Here is a 17,669-nt window from a genome sequence, read left to right as displayed (position 1 = left end):
CTGGTAGACTGCGCGGCGTTATTACCTAAGAGGATTGTTTCATGGCCACAAACCGCTCCCGTCGTCTGCGCAAGAAGCTGTGTGTCGACGAGTTTCAGGAATTGGGCTTCGAGCTGAACCTGGAATTCAAGGAAGATCTGGATGACCAGGCAATCGATGCTTTCCTCGACGCGTTCCTGGCAGAAGCCATGGACGCCAACGGCCTGGACTATGTAGGCGGTGACGATTTCGGCCTGGTGTGCTCGGTCAAACGTGGCTCGGTCAGCGAAGAACAGCGTGCAGCCGTTGAAGCCTGGCTCAAAGGCCGTAGCGAACTGACCAAGATCGAAGTCAGCCCGCTGCTGGACGCCTGGTACCCGGAAAAGCCGATCAACAAGGCCGAGTAATACCGGCCCGGCTCGATCGCTGAAAAGGCCACCCCAAGGGGTGGCCTTTTTTATTGGGGGTGCTTTTCCGTCGAACGTGGCGCATCGTCGCTGCGCTTGGGGCATAATGCGTATTCTTTCACCCTGGGGCCATCATCCCTTACAGCCCCAATGCCCTTTTCCCTCGCCGTAGGGTATTTATCGATCATGATCAAAACGCTTCGTCCCCTCGTTCTTGCCGGCCTGCTGTTGCCACTCGCCTTGCCCAGCCAGGCCGCCGCCGTCAACACCACGCTGCCTGCCAAAGTGCAGCAGGCCCTCAAAGCCAACAAGCTGCAGGATTCTGCCCTGTCGCTGGTGATGCTGCCGCTGGACGGCCCCGGCACACCGACCGTGTTCAATGCCGATGTCTCGGTCAACCCGGCCTCGACCATGAAACTGGTCACCACCTACGCCGCCCTCGAACTGCTCGGCCCGACCTTCCAGTGGAAAACCGAGTTCTACACCGATGGCACCCTGAGCAACGGTGTACTCAACGGCAACCTGTACCTCAAAGGTGGCGGCGACCCGAAACTGAACATGGAGAAGCTGTGGCTGCTGATGCGTGACCTGCGCGCCAATGGCGTGCGCACCATCACCGGCGACCTGGTGCTGGACCGCAGCCACTTCGTGCAGCCCAACCTGCCGCAGTTCAACGACGACGGCGGCGATGTGAACAAGCCGTTCCTGGTCAAGCCCGACTCGCTGCTGGTCAACCTCAAGGCCCTGCGCTTCGTGGCCCGCAACGATGGCGGCAAGGTCACCATCGCGGTCGAACCGCCGATTGCCAGCATCCGCATCGACAACCAGGTCAAGGCGGTAGCCTCCAAACAGTGCTCGGGTGATGTGCGCTACAACCCGGTGCAGCAGGCCGATGGCATCAGCGTAACGGTCAGCGGCCAGCTGGGTGACGGCTGCAACTCGCAGACCTACCTGTCGCTGCTCGACCACCAAACCTACGCCGCCGGTGCCGTGCGCGCGATCTGGAACGAGCTGGGTGGCAGCATCCAGGGTGGCGACCGCTTCGAGAACGTGCCCAAGGGCGCTCGCCTGCTGGCCCGCGCCTTCTCACCAGACCTGGTGGAAGTGATCCGCGACATCAACAAGTACAGCAACAACACCATGGCCCAGCAGCTATTCCTTAGCCTTGGCGCGCAGTTCCGCACCGATGCCGACGGTGACGACGCCCGCGCCGCCCAGCGCGTGGTGCGCCAGTGGTTGGCGAAGAAAGGCATTACCGCGCCGCACCTGGTGATGGAAAACGGCTCCGGCCTGTCGCGTGCCGAACGGGTCAGCACCCGGGAGATGGCCGCGATGCTGCAGGCCGCCTGGAAGAGCCCCTATGCCGCCGAGTTCATGAGCTCGATGCCGCTGGTGGGTATGGACGGCACCATGCGCAAGCGCCTGAAGCGCACCGCCATGACCGGCGAAGGGCACATCAAGACCGGCACGCTGAACACCGTGCGGGCAATTGCCGGCTTCAGCCGCGACAGCAACGGCCATACCTGGGCGGTGGCGGCGATCCTCAACGATCCGAAACCGTGGGGCGCCTCGCAGGTGCTCGACCAGGTGCTGCTGGACCTTTACCGCCAGCCGAAACTGGCCGGCAGCACAGCGGCCAACTGATCGTTAACCGGTACCGGCCTCTTCGCGGCTAAAGCCGCTCCTATGTACAGTGCAGGGTTCAAGACCTGTGATGTCCCTGTGGGAGCGGCTTTAGCCGCGAAAGGGCCGGCATTGGCAACTGAACGCTGTCAGGCCAACTCCCCCTCCACCCGGTCCCGCCCGGCCTGCTTGGCCGCATACACGCCTGCATCAGCCCGCAACAGCAAGGCATCGGCCCCTTCCCCCGGTCGCCAGCCCGCCACACCAAAACTCGCGGTCACCCTGCCCACGCCTTCCACCGGCACATTGCGCACTCCTTGCCACAGCTCCAGCGCCAACAGCCGCGCCTGCTCTGCATCGCTGCCCGGGCACAGCACCATGAATTCCTCGCCGCCCAGCCGGCAGAACACATCGGTACGCCGCAAACGCTGGCCGATACGCAGGCACAGGCTGCGCAGCACGCGGTCGCCGACGGCATGCCCGAAATGGTCGTTGATGCGCTTGAAGTGATCGATATCGAGCATGATCACCGCCAGTGCCTGGCCATCGCGCTGGGCCCGTTCCAGTTCGAGCTTGAGCCGCTCCTGGAAGTAACGGCGGTTATGGATGCCGGTCAGCGAGTCGGTCACCGACAGCGCACGCAACTCTTCCTCCACGCCCTTGAGGTCGGAGATGTCGGTCAGGTAGCCATGCCACAAGGTGCAGCCCTGCTCGCCCACCTCCGGTGTCGCCTCGCCACGCACCCAGCGCAGCCCGGCACGCGGCAGGCAGACCCGGTATTCCTCGCGCCAGGGCGACAGGTGTTCGGCCGAGTAACGCACCGAGCGGCGCACGCGCTCCAGGTCATCCGGGTGGATGCGCTCGAACACCGCCGTTGCATCCTCGCGCAACTGCTGCAGGTCGACTTCGTAGATGTCGTACAGGCCCATGCTGGCGTACGGAAAACAGGAATGGCCGTTGCCATCCAGGCGGTACTGGTAGATGCCGCCCGGTACCTCGGCACTGAGCTTTTCCAGAAGGCGGTCACGCGCTGCCAGCGCCTCATGCACCCGCCGCCGTTCAGTGACATCGATGCAGATCGCCAGGTAACCGATCCACAACCCCTGTTCATCGAGCATGGCGGTGACCAGCATGTTGGCCACCAGTTGGCTGCCATCGGCGCGCAGCAAGGTCCATTCCCCCGGCTCGGCGCCATGCTCCTGCACCGTTTCGGCGAACATGGCCTGGCCACCTTCAATCGGCCGGCCGTAACGCAGGCTCAAGGCATGGGCACGCAGGCTCAACTCCTCGGGTAGCACCAGGTCTTCCAGGCGCAGCTGGCCGATCGCCTCACTGGCGGGGTAACCGAGCATGCGCTCGGCGCCGGCGTTGAAGGTGCTGACCACACCCTTGAGGTTGGTGGCGATGATCGCCACCTGGGTTGCGGCATCCAGCACGCTGCGCAGCTGGTTGTGGGTGCCACGCAGGGATTGCTCGCTGACCCGCAACTCGGCGGTGCGCTGCTCGACCAGGGCCAAGGCGCGCTGGCGCTGGCTGAACAAGCTGTAGAGCAAGACACTGAGCAGCAGGCTCAACAAGCCGCCCAGCAGGCTCACCGCCAGCACCGCGGAGGAACGGTTGGCACGCACGAAGGCCAGACTCGGCCGGATACTCAGCTGGAAGTGGTGGTCAGCCAGGTGCAACAGCTGGTTGGTGGCCAGCGGCAGGGGTGCGACCGGGTTCTGCGAATCGAACATCACCTCGGGGCCATGCAGCCCGGTGGGGTCGACGATACGCACCACCAGGTTATCGTCTGCCGAAACCGGGCGCCCGTCACTGACCAGCTCACGCATGCTCAGCAAGGCCATCACATAGCCCACTGCCGCGCCGCGGGGGTTGGCATCGGAAAACACCGGCGCCACCATCAGCAGGCCACGCGCATCCGAGCTGGTATCGAACATGGGCAGTGGCTCGGACACCGCCATGCTGCCCGGTCCCAGCGCCCGCGCCAGTGCCGCCAGGGGCACTTCCTGGCCGGCGAGGTCCAGCCCATAGGGCAACCCGGGCAATTCACCCGACTGGGTATAGAGCACCGGGAAGTAATGGTCGCGCTGGGGGGATGGCCGCCACTGGCCTTGCTCATCCTGGTCGCGGATCACATAGCCCGGGCCGGAATGCGCACTGGCCTGGCGCTCGAATTCGGCGCGTTGCGCGGCCTCGACACGCGGCGCCCAGGCGTAGGCCAGGGTCCGCTGCAGCAATGGCCTGGCGTAGCCGTCGAACTCGTGTGGGGTGATTTCGTTGGAAAAGCTGAAAAACCGCCGCAGCCCGTCAAGGCGCTGCTGCTGTTCGTCAAACCGCTCGGCGATACGGCTGAAACGCTCGCTGGCCAGCAGCTCGAAGCGCTGGCGCAGCTGCTGCTTGTAGAAGGTTTGCGTGGCTAACGCCAGGACGGCCGTCAACAGGCCGCCCACGACCAGGGCGACCAGGGCCACCGCCCAGGCGGACACCGCCTCTGTGCACAGGCCAAGCAACCGCGCACGCACGCCACCCTTTGACATACACCCATCTCGTCACGTCAGCGTCCTGCGGATTATCTTGCCCTGCCCTCAGTTATAGCTATTGGCCATTAGCCGCGCAATGTACCTCGTCGCCTCAACGAAGCTGCAGACGCCAGGCGCGATGGATACGGTTATTGCGGGCGAAGTCCGGGTCCAGGGTCTGGGCCGTGATTTCCTCCACCGCGTAACGCGCCATCAGGTGCTCGTCCAGCTGGAACTTGCGGAAGTTGTTGGAGAAATACAGCACGCCACCCGGCGCCAGGCGGGCCATGGCCAGGTCCAGCAGCTGCACGTGGTCACGCTGCACGTCGAACACGCCTTCCATGCGCTTGGAGTTGGAGAAGGTTGGCGGGTCGATGAAGATCAGGTCGTAGCTGTCGCGGTTGCCCTCCAGCCAGGCCATCACATCGCCCTGCTCCAGGCGGTTGCGCTCGGAGAAGCCATTGAGCGCCAGGTTGCGCCGCGCCCAGTCCAGGTAGGTTTTCGACAGGTCGACGCTGGTGGTGCTGCGCGCGCCGCCCTTGGCCGCATGCGCGGTGGCCGTGGCGGTGTAGCAGAACAGGTTGAGGAAGCGCTTGCCGGCTGCTTCGCGCTGGATGCGCATGCGCATCGGGCGATGGTCGAGGAACAGGCCGGTGTCGAGGTAGTCGGTGAGGTTGACCAGCAGCTTGACGCCGCCTTCGTTCACTTCCTGGAAGCGGCCTTCGGTTGCCTGGCGCTCGTACTGGCGCGTGCCGCTCTGCCGCTCGCGACGCTTGAGCACCACACGCTGCGGCGAAATGCCCAGGGCCTGCGGGATGGCTGCCAGCGCGTCGAGCAGGCGTGCCTGGGCCTTGTCCGGGTCGACCGAACGTGGCGCGGCGTATTCCTGCACGTGCACCCAATCCTGGTACAGGTCGACCGCCAAGGCGTACTCGGGCATGTCGGCATCGTACAGGCGGTAGCAATCGACCTGCTCGCGGCGGGCCCACTTGCCCAGTTGCTTGAGGTTTTTCTGCAGGCGGTTGGCGAACATCTGCGCCCCTTCCGACAGGCGCGCCGGCTCGCTGGCCGGTGCTGCCTGCTGGCGGCTTTCCGCGCCTTCAGGCTGCGCCTCGCGGCGCTCGCCGGTAACGAACTGGTCGGGCTGCACCTTGAACAGCAGCAGCTTGCACGGCAAGGCGCCGTTCCAGAACGCGTACTGCTTGTGGCTGCGAATGCCCATGCGCTTGCCCAACTGCGGCGCGCCAGTGAATACCGCCGCCTCCCAGCCCATGCAGGCCTGGCGCAGGCGCTCGCCGAGGTTCTGGTAGAGGTACAGCAGGCTGGCTTCGTCACCCAGGCGCTCGCCATAGGGCGGGTTGCTGATGACCAGGCCTTTCTGGTTCTGGTCCGGGCGCGGCTCGAAGGTGCTGACTTCGCCCTGGTAGATCTTCACCCAGTCGCCCAGGCCGGCACGCTCGACGTTGTTGCGGCCTGGCTGGATCAGCCGCGGGTCGGCCTCGTAGCCACGGATCCACAGTGGTGGCTTGGCCAGGCCGACCTGTGCCCGCGCCTGCGCCTCGTCATGCACCTTGCGCCACAACGCCGGTACATGGCCGAGCCAGGCACTGAAGCCCCAGCGTTCACGCTTGAGGTTGGGCGCGATATCGGCGGCGATCATCGCCGCTTCGACCAGGAAGGTACCCACACCGCACATCGGGTCGGCCAGCGCGCCACCTTCGGCGGCAATGCGCGGCCAGCCGGCGCGGATCAGCACCGCCGCCGCCAGGTTTTCCTTCAGCGGCGCGGCACCTTGCTGCAGGCGGTAGCCACGCTGGTGCAGGCTGTGCCCGGAAAGGTCGAGGGAGAGAATGGCTTCGCCACGGTCCAGGCGCAGGTGCACGCGCACATCAGGGTCGATCTTTTCCACCGACGGGCGCAGGCCTTCGCGGTTGCGCAGCTTGTCGACGATCGCGTCCTTGACCTTCAGCGCACCGAAGTGAGTGTTGTCGATGCCCGAGCCATGGCCGCTGAACTCCACCGCCAGGGTGCCATCGGCTGCCAGGTGATCGGCCCAGTCGACCGCATGCACACCGTCGTAGAGGTCGTCGGCGTTCTTCATGGAGAAGCGCTTGAGTACCAGGAGCACCCGGTTGGCCAGACGTGACCACAGGCACAGGCGGTAGGCGGTTTCCATGTCGGCGGCGCCGCGAATGGCCGAGGTGTGCTCGCGCACGTCATCCAGGCCGAGGCCCCGCGCCTCTTCGGCAAGCAGGCCTTCCAGGCCTTTGGGGCAGGTGAGGTAAAGTTCGAAACGGTCCGACATGAGTAATCCAGCGCCTTGGGCTATTTGACTGACGGGGCGACGCATCGCCCCGCGATGTTTGCCCGCACACCTTTCCAGCAGGCGTGCGGGTGGCCTTTCCCGGCACGCGCGCGCGCGGTGAAAGGCCGGGCCGCCTGACCGATCTGTGCTTGGCCCAGTGGCAAAGACAGCTTAGATCATCAGGCAGTACGAAAAATTCTGGCGATACCGGGGCCGATGTGACCCTTCGTCGCATTTCAAATTATTTCTGTCATCCGCGAGAAACGCTGGCGAAATGACGTCAATGATCGGCAAAGCCTGATCATAGCGGCCTCAACGCTAAACAAGGTTGAGTCGCATTTATTTACTTATCCCCTCACCCTTGGAAAGGTTACGTGCTTATGACAAATCGATCATTCACACGGTGACTCGCATTCGATAGAACTGGTCTCAGGCCACTTCGCAACGAGGTGGCACTTTCAGCTCGCCACGCCGGCAGCGAGCGCACACCGGCAGAAAGACTCTGCCCGGCCTCGGAGAGGCCGACGGGACATTACAGTCAACAAGTGAGGGCAACACCCTATGAGAAGACTTAAGCGTGATCCGTTGGAAAGAGCATATTCACGTGGCTACCAATACGGGGTCACCGGCAAATCCCGCGAACTTTGCCCCTTCAATCTTCCTTCTGTTCGCCAAGCCTGGATCAACGGCTGGCGTGAAGGTCGCGGTGATAACTGGGACGGAATGACTGGCACCGCTGGCATCCATAGACTCAACGAAAATCACGCCGTTGGCTGAACGAGGACACTGAATTCGATTTACCATGCACGCCCTATCCGGGCGGCGGGCGAAGGCCCAGGGGCCCCTTGATGGGGCCCTTTTTTATGACTTCGAATCCATATCCGCGCTGGCTTCTTCGCGGGCTCGCCCGCGAATGGGACGGCCAGGTCACCGCGGCATCGCAGCGATAGCGTCCACCGCCTCGCGAATCAACGCTGGCCCTCTGTAAATGAAGCCCGAATAAATCTGCACCAGGCTCGCCCCGGCAGCGATCTTCTCGGCGGCATGGCGGCCTTCGGTAATGCCGCCAGCGGCAATGATCGGCAGCTTGCCGCCCAGCTCGCCCGCCAGCACCTTGACGATATGGGTGCTCTTCTCCAGCACCGGCGCGCCCGACAGGCCGCCCGCCTCGCCACCGTACGGCAACCCTTCGACACCTTCACGCCCCAGCGTGGTGTTGGTGGCGATCACCGCATCCATGCCCGACTCCATCAGCGCGGCGGCCACCAGGGTGGTTTCTTCGTCGCGCATGTCCGGGGCAATCTTGATTGCCAGAGGTACGCGCTTGCCATGCGTGCCGGCCAGTTGCTCGCGGCGCTCGGCCAGGGCATCGAGCAGCTGCTTGAGCGAATCGCCGAACTGCAGGCTGCGCAGGCCCGGGGTGTTTGGCGAACTGACGTTGACCGTGATGTAACTGGCGTCGGTGTACACCTTGTCCAGGCAGATCAGGTAGTCATCGACGGCACGCTCCACCGGGGTGTCGAAATTCTTGCCGATGTTGATGCCCAGCACGCCGTTGTAACGCGCAGCCCGCACCCGGCCGAGCAGGTGATCAACGCCCAGGTTGTTGAAACCCATGCGGTTGATGATGGCCGTTGCCTCCGGCAGGCGGAACAGCCGCGGCTTGGGGTTGCCCGGCTGTGGGCGCGGGGTGACGGTGCCGATTTCGACGAAGCCGAAGCCCAGCTGGGCGAAACCGTCGATGGCCGCGCCGTTCTTGTCCAGGCCGGCCGCCAGGCCCACCGGGTTGGCGAAGTTCAAGCCCATGACCGTAACCGGCAAAGCCGCCGGCTGCTTGCACAGCATGCCGTTGAGGCCAAGACGGCCACCGGCGCCGATCAGGTCCAGGGACAGGTCGTGGGAGGTTTCCGGGGAAAGCTTGAACAGCAGCTGGCGGGCCAGGGTATACATGGGCGGGCAAGGCTCGGGGTGAATGAGGGGGCGATTATAGCCAGCGCGAGGCCGGCATGACAGCAAATCGTGGGGCTGCTGCGCAGCCCATCGCCGGCAAGCCAGCTCCCACAGGAACAACACAAGGGCTGACCTGTGCTGTATCTGTGGGAGCTGGCTTGCCGGCGATGAGGCCAATGCAGGCGGCACAAGGCAGTTGCTCCACAGGGAGGCTGCCAGATGGCACATCGGTTGCACCGGAAAAGCCCACAGCCTTATCAGTACGGGCGAGGAACCTTGTGAACACTGTACCCCGAGCAACGCCCCTGGCCTGGGTCAACGGCAGCGACGCGCCGGAAAAGCCCAGCCTGAACATCGGCTACATGGCCCTGACCGACTGCGCCTCGGTGGTAGTCGCCGCCACCCAGGGCTTCGCCCAGCAGCACGGCCTTACCCTCAACCTCAAGCGCCAGGGCTCCTGGGCCGGGCTGCGCGACAAGCTGGTCAGCGGCGAGCTGGATGCCGCGCACTGCCTGTATGGCCTGGTGTACGCCGTGCACCTGGGCATCGGCGGTGTACCGGCCAGCGCCATGGCCGTGCTCATGGGGCTGAACCAGAACGCCCAGGCCATAAACCTGTCCCCGGCCCTGCAGCGCAAAGGCGTGACCAACCCTGAAGCATTGGCGCGCCTGGTGCACCAGCATGGCGCACGCCTCACCTTCGCCCAGACCTTCCCCACCGGCACCCACGCCATGTGGCTGTATTACTGGCTGGCCAGCCAGGGCATCCACCCATTGCGCGACGTCGACAGCGTGGTGGTACCACCAGCGCAGATGGCCGCGCATATCCAGGCCGGGCGCATCGACGGCTTCTGCGTGGGCGAACCCTGGGCTGCCGATGCCGTAGCCACGGGCCAGGGCTTCACCCTGGCCACCAGCCAGTCGATCTGGCCGGACCACCCGGAAAAGGTCCTGGCCTGCGCCCGCGCCTTTGCCGAGCAATACCCCAACAGCGCCCGCGCGCTGATCAAGGCGGTCCTCGCTGCCAGCCGCTTCATCGAGCAAAGCCCGGAGAACCGCCGCAGCACTGCGCAACTGCTCAGCGGCAGCGCCTACCTGGCCACCCCGCTGGCAAGTATCGAACCACGCCTGCTCGGCAGCTACCACGACGGCCTGGGCAACCACTGGCAAGACCCGCACGCCCTGCGCCTGCACGATCATGGCCGGGCCAACCTGCCGTACCTGTCCGACGGCATGTGGTTCATGACCCAGTTCCGCCGCTGGGGCCTGCTGCGCGACGACCCCGACTACCTCGGCGTGGCCCGCCAGGTCCAGCAGCTGGCACTGTATGGCGAGGCGGCACAAAGCCTCGGCGTGGCCTGCCCCGAGCAGCCGATGCGCAGCAGCCTGCTGATCGATGGCAGCCGCTGGGACGGCAGTGACCCCTACGGTTATGCCCGCAGTTTCAGCCTGCATGCACTGGGCGACCTGCCTGATGCCCGTGTCGGCGCGTGAGGGGGACCATTCATGTTGCGCATCCTGCTGATCGACGACACCCAGAGCAAACTCGGCCGCCTCAAGGCGGCCTTGAGCGAGGCCGGCTTCGAGGTCATCGAAGCCCCGGACCTGACCATCGACCTGCCCGCCTGCGTCGAAACGGTGCGCCCGGACGTGGTGCTGATCGATACCGACTCACCGGACCGCGATGTGATGGAACAGGTGGTCCTGGTCAGTCGTGACCAGCCGCGGCCGATCGTGCTGTTCACCGACGAGCACGACCCTGGGGTGATGCGCCAGGCGATCCAGGCAGGGGTCAGCGCCTACATCGTCGAAGGCATTCATGCCGCGCGGCTGCAACCGATCCTGGACGTGGCCATGGCCCGCTTCGAAAGCGACCAGGCGCTGAAGGCGCAGCTGCTTGCGCGCGACCAGCAACTGGCCGAGCGCAAGCGCATCGAGCAGGCCAAGGGTTTGCTGATGAAGATGAAGGACTGCAACGAAGAACAGGCTTACACCCTGATGCGCCGCCAGGCCATGAGCCGGCAGCAGAAGCTGATTCAGGTGGCCGAGCAGATCATTGCCATGCACGAGATGCTGGGCTAGCAACCTGCTTCACGCGGTCCCTGTAGGAGCGGCCTTGTGTCGCGATGGGCTGCGCAGCAGCCCCGGCAATCTCTGCCGCGAAGCTGAGATCCTGGGGCTGCTGCGCAGCCCATCGCGACACAAGGCCGCTCCTACAAGGGGACTGCAACTTCTCAGAGTTGGCCCATCTCTTGCTGAACAAATATCACCGGTAGCCAACGGCGGTTGCCCACTTGATCCCGACAAAGACGTCGCTCTCCCCTCCACCCACGTGGAGCGGGTAGCGGCGTCTTTTTCGTTCCGTTGCATTGCCGAGTGAGGTGTTCGATGAGTACCAGCTTCTGGAAATCCGGGCATGTGCCCACGCTGTTCGCCGCGTTCCTGTACTTCGACCTCAGCTTCATGGTCTGGTACCTGCTTGGCCCACTGGCGGTGCAGATTGCCGCCGATCTGCAGCTGAGTGCACAACAACGGGGCCTGATGGTGGCCACGCCGATCCTGGCCGGGGCGATCCTGCGCTTTGCCATGGGCGTGCTGGTCGACCGCCTTTCGCCCAAGACCGCAGGGCTGATCGGCCAGGTGGTGGTCATCATCGCCCTCGCCGCTGCCTGGCACCTGGGCGTGCACAGCTATGAACAAGCGCTGCTGCTGGGCGTGTTCCTCGGCTTTGCCGGTGCCTCGTTCGCCGTGTCACTGCCGCTGGCCTCGCAGTGGTACCCGCCACAGCACCAAGGCAAAGCCATGGGCATTGCCGGTGCCGGCAACTCCGGCACGGTGTTCGCCGCCCTGCTGGCCCCGGCGCTGGCTGCGGGCTTTGGCTGGAACAATGTGTTCGGCTTCGCGCTGGTCCCGCTGTCGCTGGCGCTGTTGGTGTTCGCCCTGCTGGCACGCAATGCTCCGCAGCGGCCCAAGCCAAAAGCCATGGCCGACTACCTCAAGGCCCTGGGTGACCGTGACAGCTGGTGGTTCATGTTCTTCTACAGCGTCACCTTCGGCGGCTTCATCGGCCTGGCCAGCGCCCTGCCCGGCTATTTCAGCGATCAGTATGGCCTGAGCCCGGTCACCGCTGGCTACTACACCGCTGCCTGCGTGTTCGCCGGCAGCCTGATGCGCCCGCTCGGCGGCGCTCTGGCCGACCGCTTCGGCGGCATTCGCACCCTGCTGGGCATGTACAGTGTGGCGGCCATCTGCATCGCTGCAGTCGGCTTCAACCTGCCTAGCGCCGCCGCCGCACTGGCCCTGTTCGTCAGCGCCATGCTCGGCCTGGGGGCCGGCAATGGCGCGGTGTTCCAGCTGGTACCGCAACGCTTCCGTCAGGAGATCGGCGTGATGACCGGGCTGATCGGCATGGCCGGCGGCATCGGAGGCTTCCTGCTGGCCGCCGGGCTTGGCACCATCAAGCAGCACACCGGTGACTACCAGCTGGGGCTGTGGCTGTTCGCCAGCCTGGGCTTGCTGGCCTGGTTCGGCCTGCACGGCGTGAAACAGCGCTGGCGCACCACCTGGGGCTCGGCTGCGGTTACCGCGGCGCGGGTCTGAGGCACAGCCATGAGCCTGCAACTGAACTTTGCCCAGGCCAGCGCCACCGGGCCGCGCGAGGAAAACCAGGACGCCCTGCGCCTGGTTACCCCGGCGCCGGAGCTGGCCGCCAGCAAAGGCTACCTGTTCGCCCTCGCCGACGGCGTCAGCCAATGTGCCGATGGCGGCCTGGCAGCCCGCGCCAGCCTGCAGGCGCTGGCCCTGGACTACTACGCCACCCCCGCGACCTGGAGCGTGGCCCAGGCACTCGACCGCCTGCTGCTGGCGCAGAACCGCTGGTTGCGCGCCCAAGGCAGTGGCCAGCCACTGCTGACCACCCTCAGCGCGCTGGTGCTGCGTGGCCGGCGCTTTACCCTGGCCCACGTGGGTGACTGCCGCGTGTACCGCTGGCACGCTGGGCGCCTGCAATGCCTGAGCGAAGACCATGTATGGGACCAGCCAGGCATGCAGCATGTGCTGAAACGCGCGCTGGGCCTGGACCAGCACCTGCTGGTGGATTATCTGGAAGGTGAGCTGCAGCCGGGCGAGAGCTTCCTGCTGTTGAGCGATGGCGTATGGGCCAGCCTGGGCGACCAGCACATCCAGGCGGTGCTGCGCGAGCAACCCGACCTGCAACTGGCCGTCGACACCCTGGTCGCCAGCGCGCACCTGAACGGCAGCCAGGACAACGCCAGTGCCTTGCTGGTGCAGGTCGAGCAACTGGGCACGGCCAACCTGGGCGACACCTTGGCGCAACTGCAGCAATGGCCAGTGCCCGGCCCGCTGCGTGAAGGCCAGGTAATCGATGGCTGGCAAGCCGAAAAGCTGCTTTCGCAAAGCCGCCAGTCGCTGCTGTACCGGGTGCGCGATGCCCAGGGCCAAGCCTGGCTGCTGAAGACCCTGCCCGCCGCACGCGAGCAGGAGCCCGGCGCGGCGCAAGGGCTGTTGCTGGAAGAATGGTTTCTGCGCCGGGTCGCTGGCCGGCACTTCCCCGAACTGCACACCGCCAGCCAGCGCCAGCACCTGTACTACGTGATGCGCGAATACCCCGGCCAGAGCCTGGCAGCGCTGCTGGCCGAGCACGGCCCGCTACCCATGCCGCAGTGGCTGGAGCTGGCCCGGCAGCTGCTGCAAGCGGTCGGCGTACTGCACCGGCGCAACCTGCTGCACCGCGACATCAAGCCAGAGAACCTGCACCTGGGCAGCGATGGCCAGCTGCGCCTGCTGGACTTCGGCCTGGCCTACTGCCCGGGGCTGTCCGAAGACCCGCTGCACGAGTTGCCGGGCACGCCGTCATACATTGCCCCGGAAGCGTTCGACGGCCAGCCGCCCAGCCCACGCCAGGACCTGTATGCCGTGGGCGTGACGCTGTATCACCTGCTGACCGGGCATTACCCCTACGGCGAAGTGGAGGCTTTCCAGCGCCCGCGCTTCGGCCAGCCGGTCAACGCCGCGCGCTACCGCCCCGACCTGCCGGAATGGCTGCAGCACAACCTGCACCAGGCACTGGCAGCGGACCCGGCGCAGCGCTTCGAAACCGCCGAACACTGGTTGCTGCTGCTCGAGCGTGGCGACCACCAGGAACTGCCCAGCCGGCCACGGCCGTTGCTGGAGCGCGAACCGTTGAAGGTCTGGCGCACCCTGGCCCTGCTGTCCTTGCTGTTCAACCTGATATTGCTGCTCACCCTGCTCAAGGGCTGAACGCACCTTGCCGATGAGGAAACCCTGATGAATGCGAAAGTCTGGCTGGTTGGTGCTGGTCCTGGCGACCCCGAACTGCTCACCCTCAAGGCTGTACGCGCATTGCAGCAAGCCGCTGTGGTGATGATCGACGACCTGGTCAACCCGGCGGTGCTGGAGCATTGCCCGCAGGCCCGGGTGATTGCCGTGGGCAAGCGCGGCGGCTGCCGCTCCACGCCGCAGGCATTCATCCAGCGCCTGATGCTGCGCCATGCGCGGCAAGGACGCTGCGTGGTCCGGCTCAAGGGCGGCGACCCGTGCATCTTCGGCCGTGGTGGTGAAGAGGCGCTGTGGCTGCAGGGGCATGGCATCGAGGTGGAAGTGGTCAACGGCATCACCGCCGGCCTGGCTGGCGCCACGCAATGCGGGATTTCCCTGACCTCACGGGGTGTGAGCCGGGGCGTGACGCTGGTCACGGCACATACCCAGGACGACAGCGAACTGAACTGGGCGGCCTTGGCCCAGGGCGGGACGACGCTGGTGGTGTACATGGGCGTGGCCAGGCTGGAGCAGGTGCGCCAAGGGTTGCTGGACGGGGGCATGGCACCGGCGACGCCGGTGGCGATGATCGAAAATGCCTCGTTGCCGCAGCAGCGGGAGTGCAGGAGCGATGTGCGGGGGATGGTCGAGGATGCGCGGGGGTTTGGCTTGCGTAGCCCGGCGATTTTGGTGATTGGGGAGGTGGTTGGGGAACAGGTGGTTCAGGAATTGGTGGCAATTGCTGGATGATGCGCTGCCTGCGCCGGCCCTTTCGCGGGTAAACCCGCTCCCACAGGGATTGTGCATGACCTGAAGGGTGCGGCGAACCTGTGGGAGCGGGTTTACCCGCGAAAGGGCCGGCACACACCACACAAATCCCAGGCAAAGAAAAACCCGGCCGAGGCCGGGTTTTTCATGAAGCTTCAAACCAATTACTTGGCCTGGGCTTCTACCTGAGCTTCAACGCGACGGTTGACAGCGCGGCCTTCTTCGGTGGCGTTGTCGGCAACCGGACGGGTTTCGCCGTAGCCAACCGAGTCAACACGGCTGGATTCCACGCCGTACTGCTGGGTCAGGACCTGCTTGACAGCGTTGGCACGACGCTCGGACAGCTTCTGGTTGTAAGCGTCTGGGCCGACGGAGTCAGTGTGACCTTCCACGGTGGTGGTGGTCTGTGGGTACTGCTTCATGAAGTCAGCCAGGTTCTTGATGTCGCCGTAGCTGTTTGGCTTGACGACCGACTTGTCGAAGTCGAACTTGACGTCCAGCTCAACGCGAACGACTTCGGCAACTGCCGGGCAGCCATCAGCGTCAACGGTAACGTTGGCTGGGGTGTCTGGGCACTTGTCGACGTTGTCGCAAACGCCGTCGTTGTCGGAGTCGGAGCACACTTCGGCAACTGGAGCCGGAGCGACTTCAGCTTGCTTCGGGCTACCGCCGAAGTTCAGACCAACACCAACGGTCGGGCCCCACTCGGTGTTGCCGTTGTCGATGTTGTACATGGCTTCTACGCCAGCACGGGCGAAGAACATGTCGGTGATGTACCACTTGGCGCCAGCGCCAACGTTGGCGAAGGTGGAGTGGTCGCGGCCGCTACGAGTGGCCTGGCCCAGGCTCTCGTGAGCGAAACCGGCGGAAACGTACGGACGCAGAGCGTCGCCCACGGTACCGAAGTGGTAGGTGGCGTCGAGCTTGGCCTTGGAACCTTTGATGTCTTTGTTGAAGACTTCACCACGAGCGTTGTGGGTCTCGTTGTAGCCGAGGTCCAGGGAAACGTCGTCGGTCAGGAAGTAGCCCAGGCGAACACCAGGATTGGTGCCGTCGTTCTTGAAGTTACGTTCGCTGTCGTAGTACTGCTTGGTAACGTTGCCTTCGATTTCCACAGCGCCTTGGCCTTGAGCCAGAACGCCGAACGAAGTAGCAGCGACGAGCGAGCCAATGGCCAAGCCCAAGGTGTTTTTCAATTTCATCCGTTAAATCCCCATCTGGTGATAGTTAAGCAGTCCCACCACAAACAAGGGGGACAACTCGACGGCAAGTCTAGCAGAACTCGCCGGTTCGTTAGAGATATTTGCACGCCACTAAGTTTCATCGAGGCCGGCAAATTTCTCCCGAAGCTTGTCTAGCGCGCGCTTGTAGCGCATTTTTGTCGCGCTCAGGCCCATGTGCATGATGTCGGCAATTTCCTGAAACTCCAGCTCTGCGACAAAACGCAGCACCAGGATTTCCCGGTCAATCGGGTTCACATGCACCAGCCACTTGTCCAGCCCGCCTTTTTCTTCCGGCTTTGGAGCCTTGTCTTCGGACGCCTCTTCAACAGGGTCCAGACTCAAGGCATCCATCAACCGACGTTTACGGCGCTCCTTGCGGTACTGGGTAATGCATTCGTTGTAGGTGATGCTGTAGAGCCAGGTCTTGAACTTGGACTTACCCTCGAAGTTCTTCAGCCCGTACAGCACTTTCAACATGACTTCCTGACAGACATCGTCCGCGTCACGGTCGTTCCCCAGATAACGCGCACAGACGTTGAACAGGGTCCGTTGGTAGCGCCGCATGAGCTCTTCATAGGCGCGGGTAACGTGGTACAGCTCCTCATGCGAACGCGCCACCAACTCTTCGTCGGTGAGCTCGCGGGGGTCATAACGCATGGGCGGCGAATGAACTTTATTCAAAACGGATCTGGCCGACAGTCAGGTCAATGTCGCCGCGCGACCCCGTGGGTCGATTTTCGCGGCGGCATACATTAACAGCTTTGTGCGGTTAGCGGCTATTGACTCGCTGTTCAAGCAGCTCACGATTGGACAGCGATACCAGTTCGCCATCATCGGTCAGCAGCGTCGTCTTGACCGTACCGATCTCCTCGATATGCCCTTCGACCTCGCCAATCCGCACCTGCTGGCCCACCTGGTACAGCTCGCGCACGTAGATGCCGGCCAGGATCTGCCCGGCGATTTCGCGGCTGCCCAGGCCCATTGCCAACGCAACGGCCAGACCAACGGTAATCAGCCCGATCACGATCACATGGTTCAGCAGGTCGGTTTTCACCTCCAGCTGGCTGATGGCCACCGAGATGCTGATGATGATCACCAGGCCCTGGGTGATACGCCCCAGGCCTGCCGAGTATTCCAGGCCGATGCCTTCGGCTGCGCCGCGTACCAGGCCGTTTGCCACCTGGGCCAGCAGCACGCCAGCCAGCAGCACCAAGGCTGCGCCGAACACCTTCGGCAGGTACAGGGCAAGCATGTCGAGGGTTGCCGAGACCCGCTCCAGGCCCAGCGACTCGGCGGCCGAGACCAGGAAGATGAGCAGCACGAACCAGTAGACGATCTTGCCAATCAAGGTGGAGATCGGCACCTGGATGCCGACCCGGCCGAGCATCTTGGTCAGGCCGGTGCCGGCCATCAGGCGGTCCAGGCCGAACTTGGCCAGCAGTTTGGACAGCAGCGTGTCGAGCAGCTTGGCCACCACGAAACCGAGCAGCACCACGACCAGCGCGCCGAACAGGTTGGGGATGAAGTTCGCTACCTTGGTCCAAAGGGCAGTCATGGCGGTGACCAGGCTCTGGGTCCAGAGATCGAGTTCCATA

Annotated in this window: 14 protein-coding genes; 8 read left to right on the top strand and 6 right to left on the bottom strand. The window is 64.4% G+C overall.

Going from position 1 to position 17,669, the window contains the following annotated elements; genetic code table 11:
• Positions 1-41: 41 nt before the first annotated feature.
• Together ABNP31_RS07930 and dacB are read left to right on the top strand one after the other, a co-directional pair.
• The gene (locus ABNP31_RS07930; protein ID WP_004376110.1) at positions 42-386 is read left to right on the top strand and encodes a YggL family protein; all 345 of its coding nucleotides are present in this window, start codon (positions 42-44) and stop codon (positions 384-386) included.
• Between the two features lie 186 nt (positions 387-572).
• Positions 573-2,030, top strand: coding sequence for a D-alanyl-D-alanine carboxypeptidase/D-alanyl-D-alanine endopeptidase (gene dacB / locus ABNP31_RS07925; RefSeq protein ID WP_046616276.1), 1,458 nt, complete (start codon positions 573-575; stop codon positions 2,028-2,030).
• Between the two features lie 128 nt (positions 2,031-2,158).
• On the opposite strand, the gene ABNP31_RS07920 is transcribed toward dacB, so the two are convergent.
• Together ABNP31_RS07920 and rlmKL are read right to left on the bottom strand one after the other, a co-directional pair.
• The gene (locus ABNP31_RS07920) at positions 2,159-4,549 is read right to left on the bottom strand and encodes a sensor domain-containing diguanylate cyclase (RefSeq protein ID WP_085664971.1); all 2,391 of its coding nucleotides are present in this window, start codon (positions 4,547-4,549) and stop codon (positions 2,159-2,161) included.
• A 94-nt stretch (positions 4,550-4,643) separates the two neighbouring features.
• Positions 4,644-6,836 carry a bifunctional 23S rRNA (guanine(2069)-N(7))-methyltransferase RlmK/23S rRNA (guanine(2445)-N(2))-methyltransferase RlmL gene (gene rlmKL / locus ABNP31_RS07915; protein WP_085664970.1) on the bottom strand — a complete coding sequence of 731 codons (2,193 nt, stop codon included), beginning with the start codon at positions 6,834-6,836 and terminating at the stop codon, positions 4,644-4,646.
• A gap of 561 nt (positions 6,837-7,397) precedes the next feature.
• Between rlmKL and rmf the strand changes: the two genes are divergently transcribed.
• Entirely contained in the window at positions 7,398-7,613 is a 216-nt protein-coding gene (gene rmf / locus ABNP31_RS07910) for a ribosome modulation factor (RefSeq protein WP_003248687.1), read from the top strand.
• A gap of 150 nt (positions 7,614-7,763) precedes the next feature.
• Here the strand turns inward: rmf and ABNP31_RS07905 are convergent, their stop codons facing one another.
• The gene (locus tag ABNP31_RS07905; RefSeq protein ID WP_350013169.1) at positions 7,764-8,786 is read right to left on the bottom strand and encodes a quinone-dependent dihydroorotate dehydrogenase; all 1,023 of its coding nucleotides are present in this window, start codon (positions 8,784-8,786) and stop codon (positions 7,764-7,766) included.
• A gap of 278 nt (positions 8,787-9,064) precedes the next feature.
• Between ABNP31_RS07905 and ABNP31_RS07900 the strand changes: the two genes are divergently transcribed.
• The 5 genes from ABNP31_RS07900 (at position 9,065) to cobA (ending at position 14,833) form a co-directional block, all read left to right on the top strand.
• Positions 9,065-10,279, top strand: a complete 1,215-nt coding sequence (locus ABNP31_RS07900; protein WP_085664969.1) for a CmpA/NrtA family ABC transporter substrate-binding protein — start codon at positions 9,065-9,067, stop codon at positions 10,277-10,279.
• 12 nt (positions 10,280-10,291) lie between these two features.
• Complete coding sequence (locus tag ABNP31_RS07895) at positions 10,292-10,867, top strand: ANTAR domain-containing response regulator (RefSeq protein ID WP_025338289.1); 576 nt, start codon at positions 10,292-10,294, stop codon at positions 10,865-10,867.
• 306 nt (positions 10,868-11,173) lie between these two features.
• A complete protein-coding gene (locus ABNP31_RS07890; protein ID WP_085589389.1) occupies positions 11,174-12,385 on the top strand; it encodes a nitrate/nitrite transporter in 1,212 nt (403 codons plus the stop codon).
• A gap of 9 nt (positions 12,386-12,394) precedes the next feature.
• Positions 12,395-14,065 (top strand): bifunctional protein-serine/threonine kinase/phosphatase, encoded by a 1,671-nt coding sequence (locus ABNP31_RS07885; protein WP_350013168.1) that lies wholly within the window; start codon positions 12,395-12,397, stop codon positions 14,063-14,065.
• A gap of 27 nt (positions 14,066-14,092) precedes the next feature.
• Positions 14,093-14,833, top strand: a complete 741-nt coding sequence (gene cobA / locus ABNP31_RS07880) for a uroporphyrinogen-III C-methyltransferase (RefSeq protein ID WP_085589385.1) — start codon at positions 14,093-14,095, stop codon at positions 14,831-14,833.
• Between the two features lie 182 nt (positions 14,834-15,015).
• On the opposite strand, the gene ABNP31_RS07875 is transcribed toward cobA, so the two are convergent.
• The 3 genes from ABNP31_RS07875 to ABNP31_RS07865 all read right to left on the bottom strand — a co-directional run bounded on the left by ABNP31_RS07875 (position 15,016) and on the right by ABNP31_RS07865 (position 17,668).
• Positions 15,016-16,053, bottom strand: coding sequence for an OmpA family protein (locus tag ABNP31_RS07875; protein ID WP_004376136.1), 1,038 nt, complete (start codon positions 16,051-16,053; stop codon positions 15,016-15,018).
• A 111-nt stretch (positions 16,054-16,164) separates the two neighbouring features.
• On the bottom strand, positions 16,165-16,731 hold the full coding sequence (sigX, locus tag ABNP31_RS07870) for an RNA polymerase sigma factor SigX (RefSeq protein ID WP_003248665.1): 567 nt from the start codon (positions 16,729-16,731) through the stop codon (positions 16,165-16,167).
• A gap of 112 nt (positions 16,732-16,843) precedes the next feature.
• Positions 16,844-17,668, bottom strand: coding sequence for a mechanosensitive ion channel family protein (locus ABNP31_RS07865; RefSeq protein WP_004376138.1), 825 nt, complete (start codon positions 17,666-17,668; stop codon positions 16,844-16,846).
• Position 17,669 lies beyond the last annotated feature (1 nt).

It is taken from the genome of Pseudomonas asiatica (assembly GCF_040214835.1).
Lineage (GTDB): Bacteria > Pseudomonadota > Gammaproteobacteria > Pseudomonadales > Pseudomonadaceae > Aquipseudomonas > Aquipseudomonas putida_Z.
This window is presented reverse-complemented; position numbering and strand designations above follow the sequence as displayed.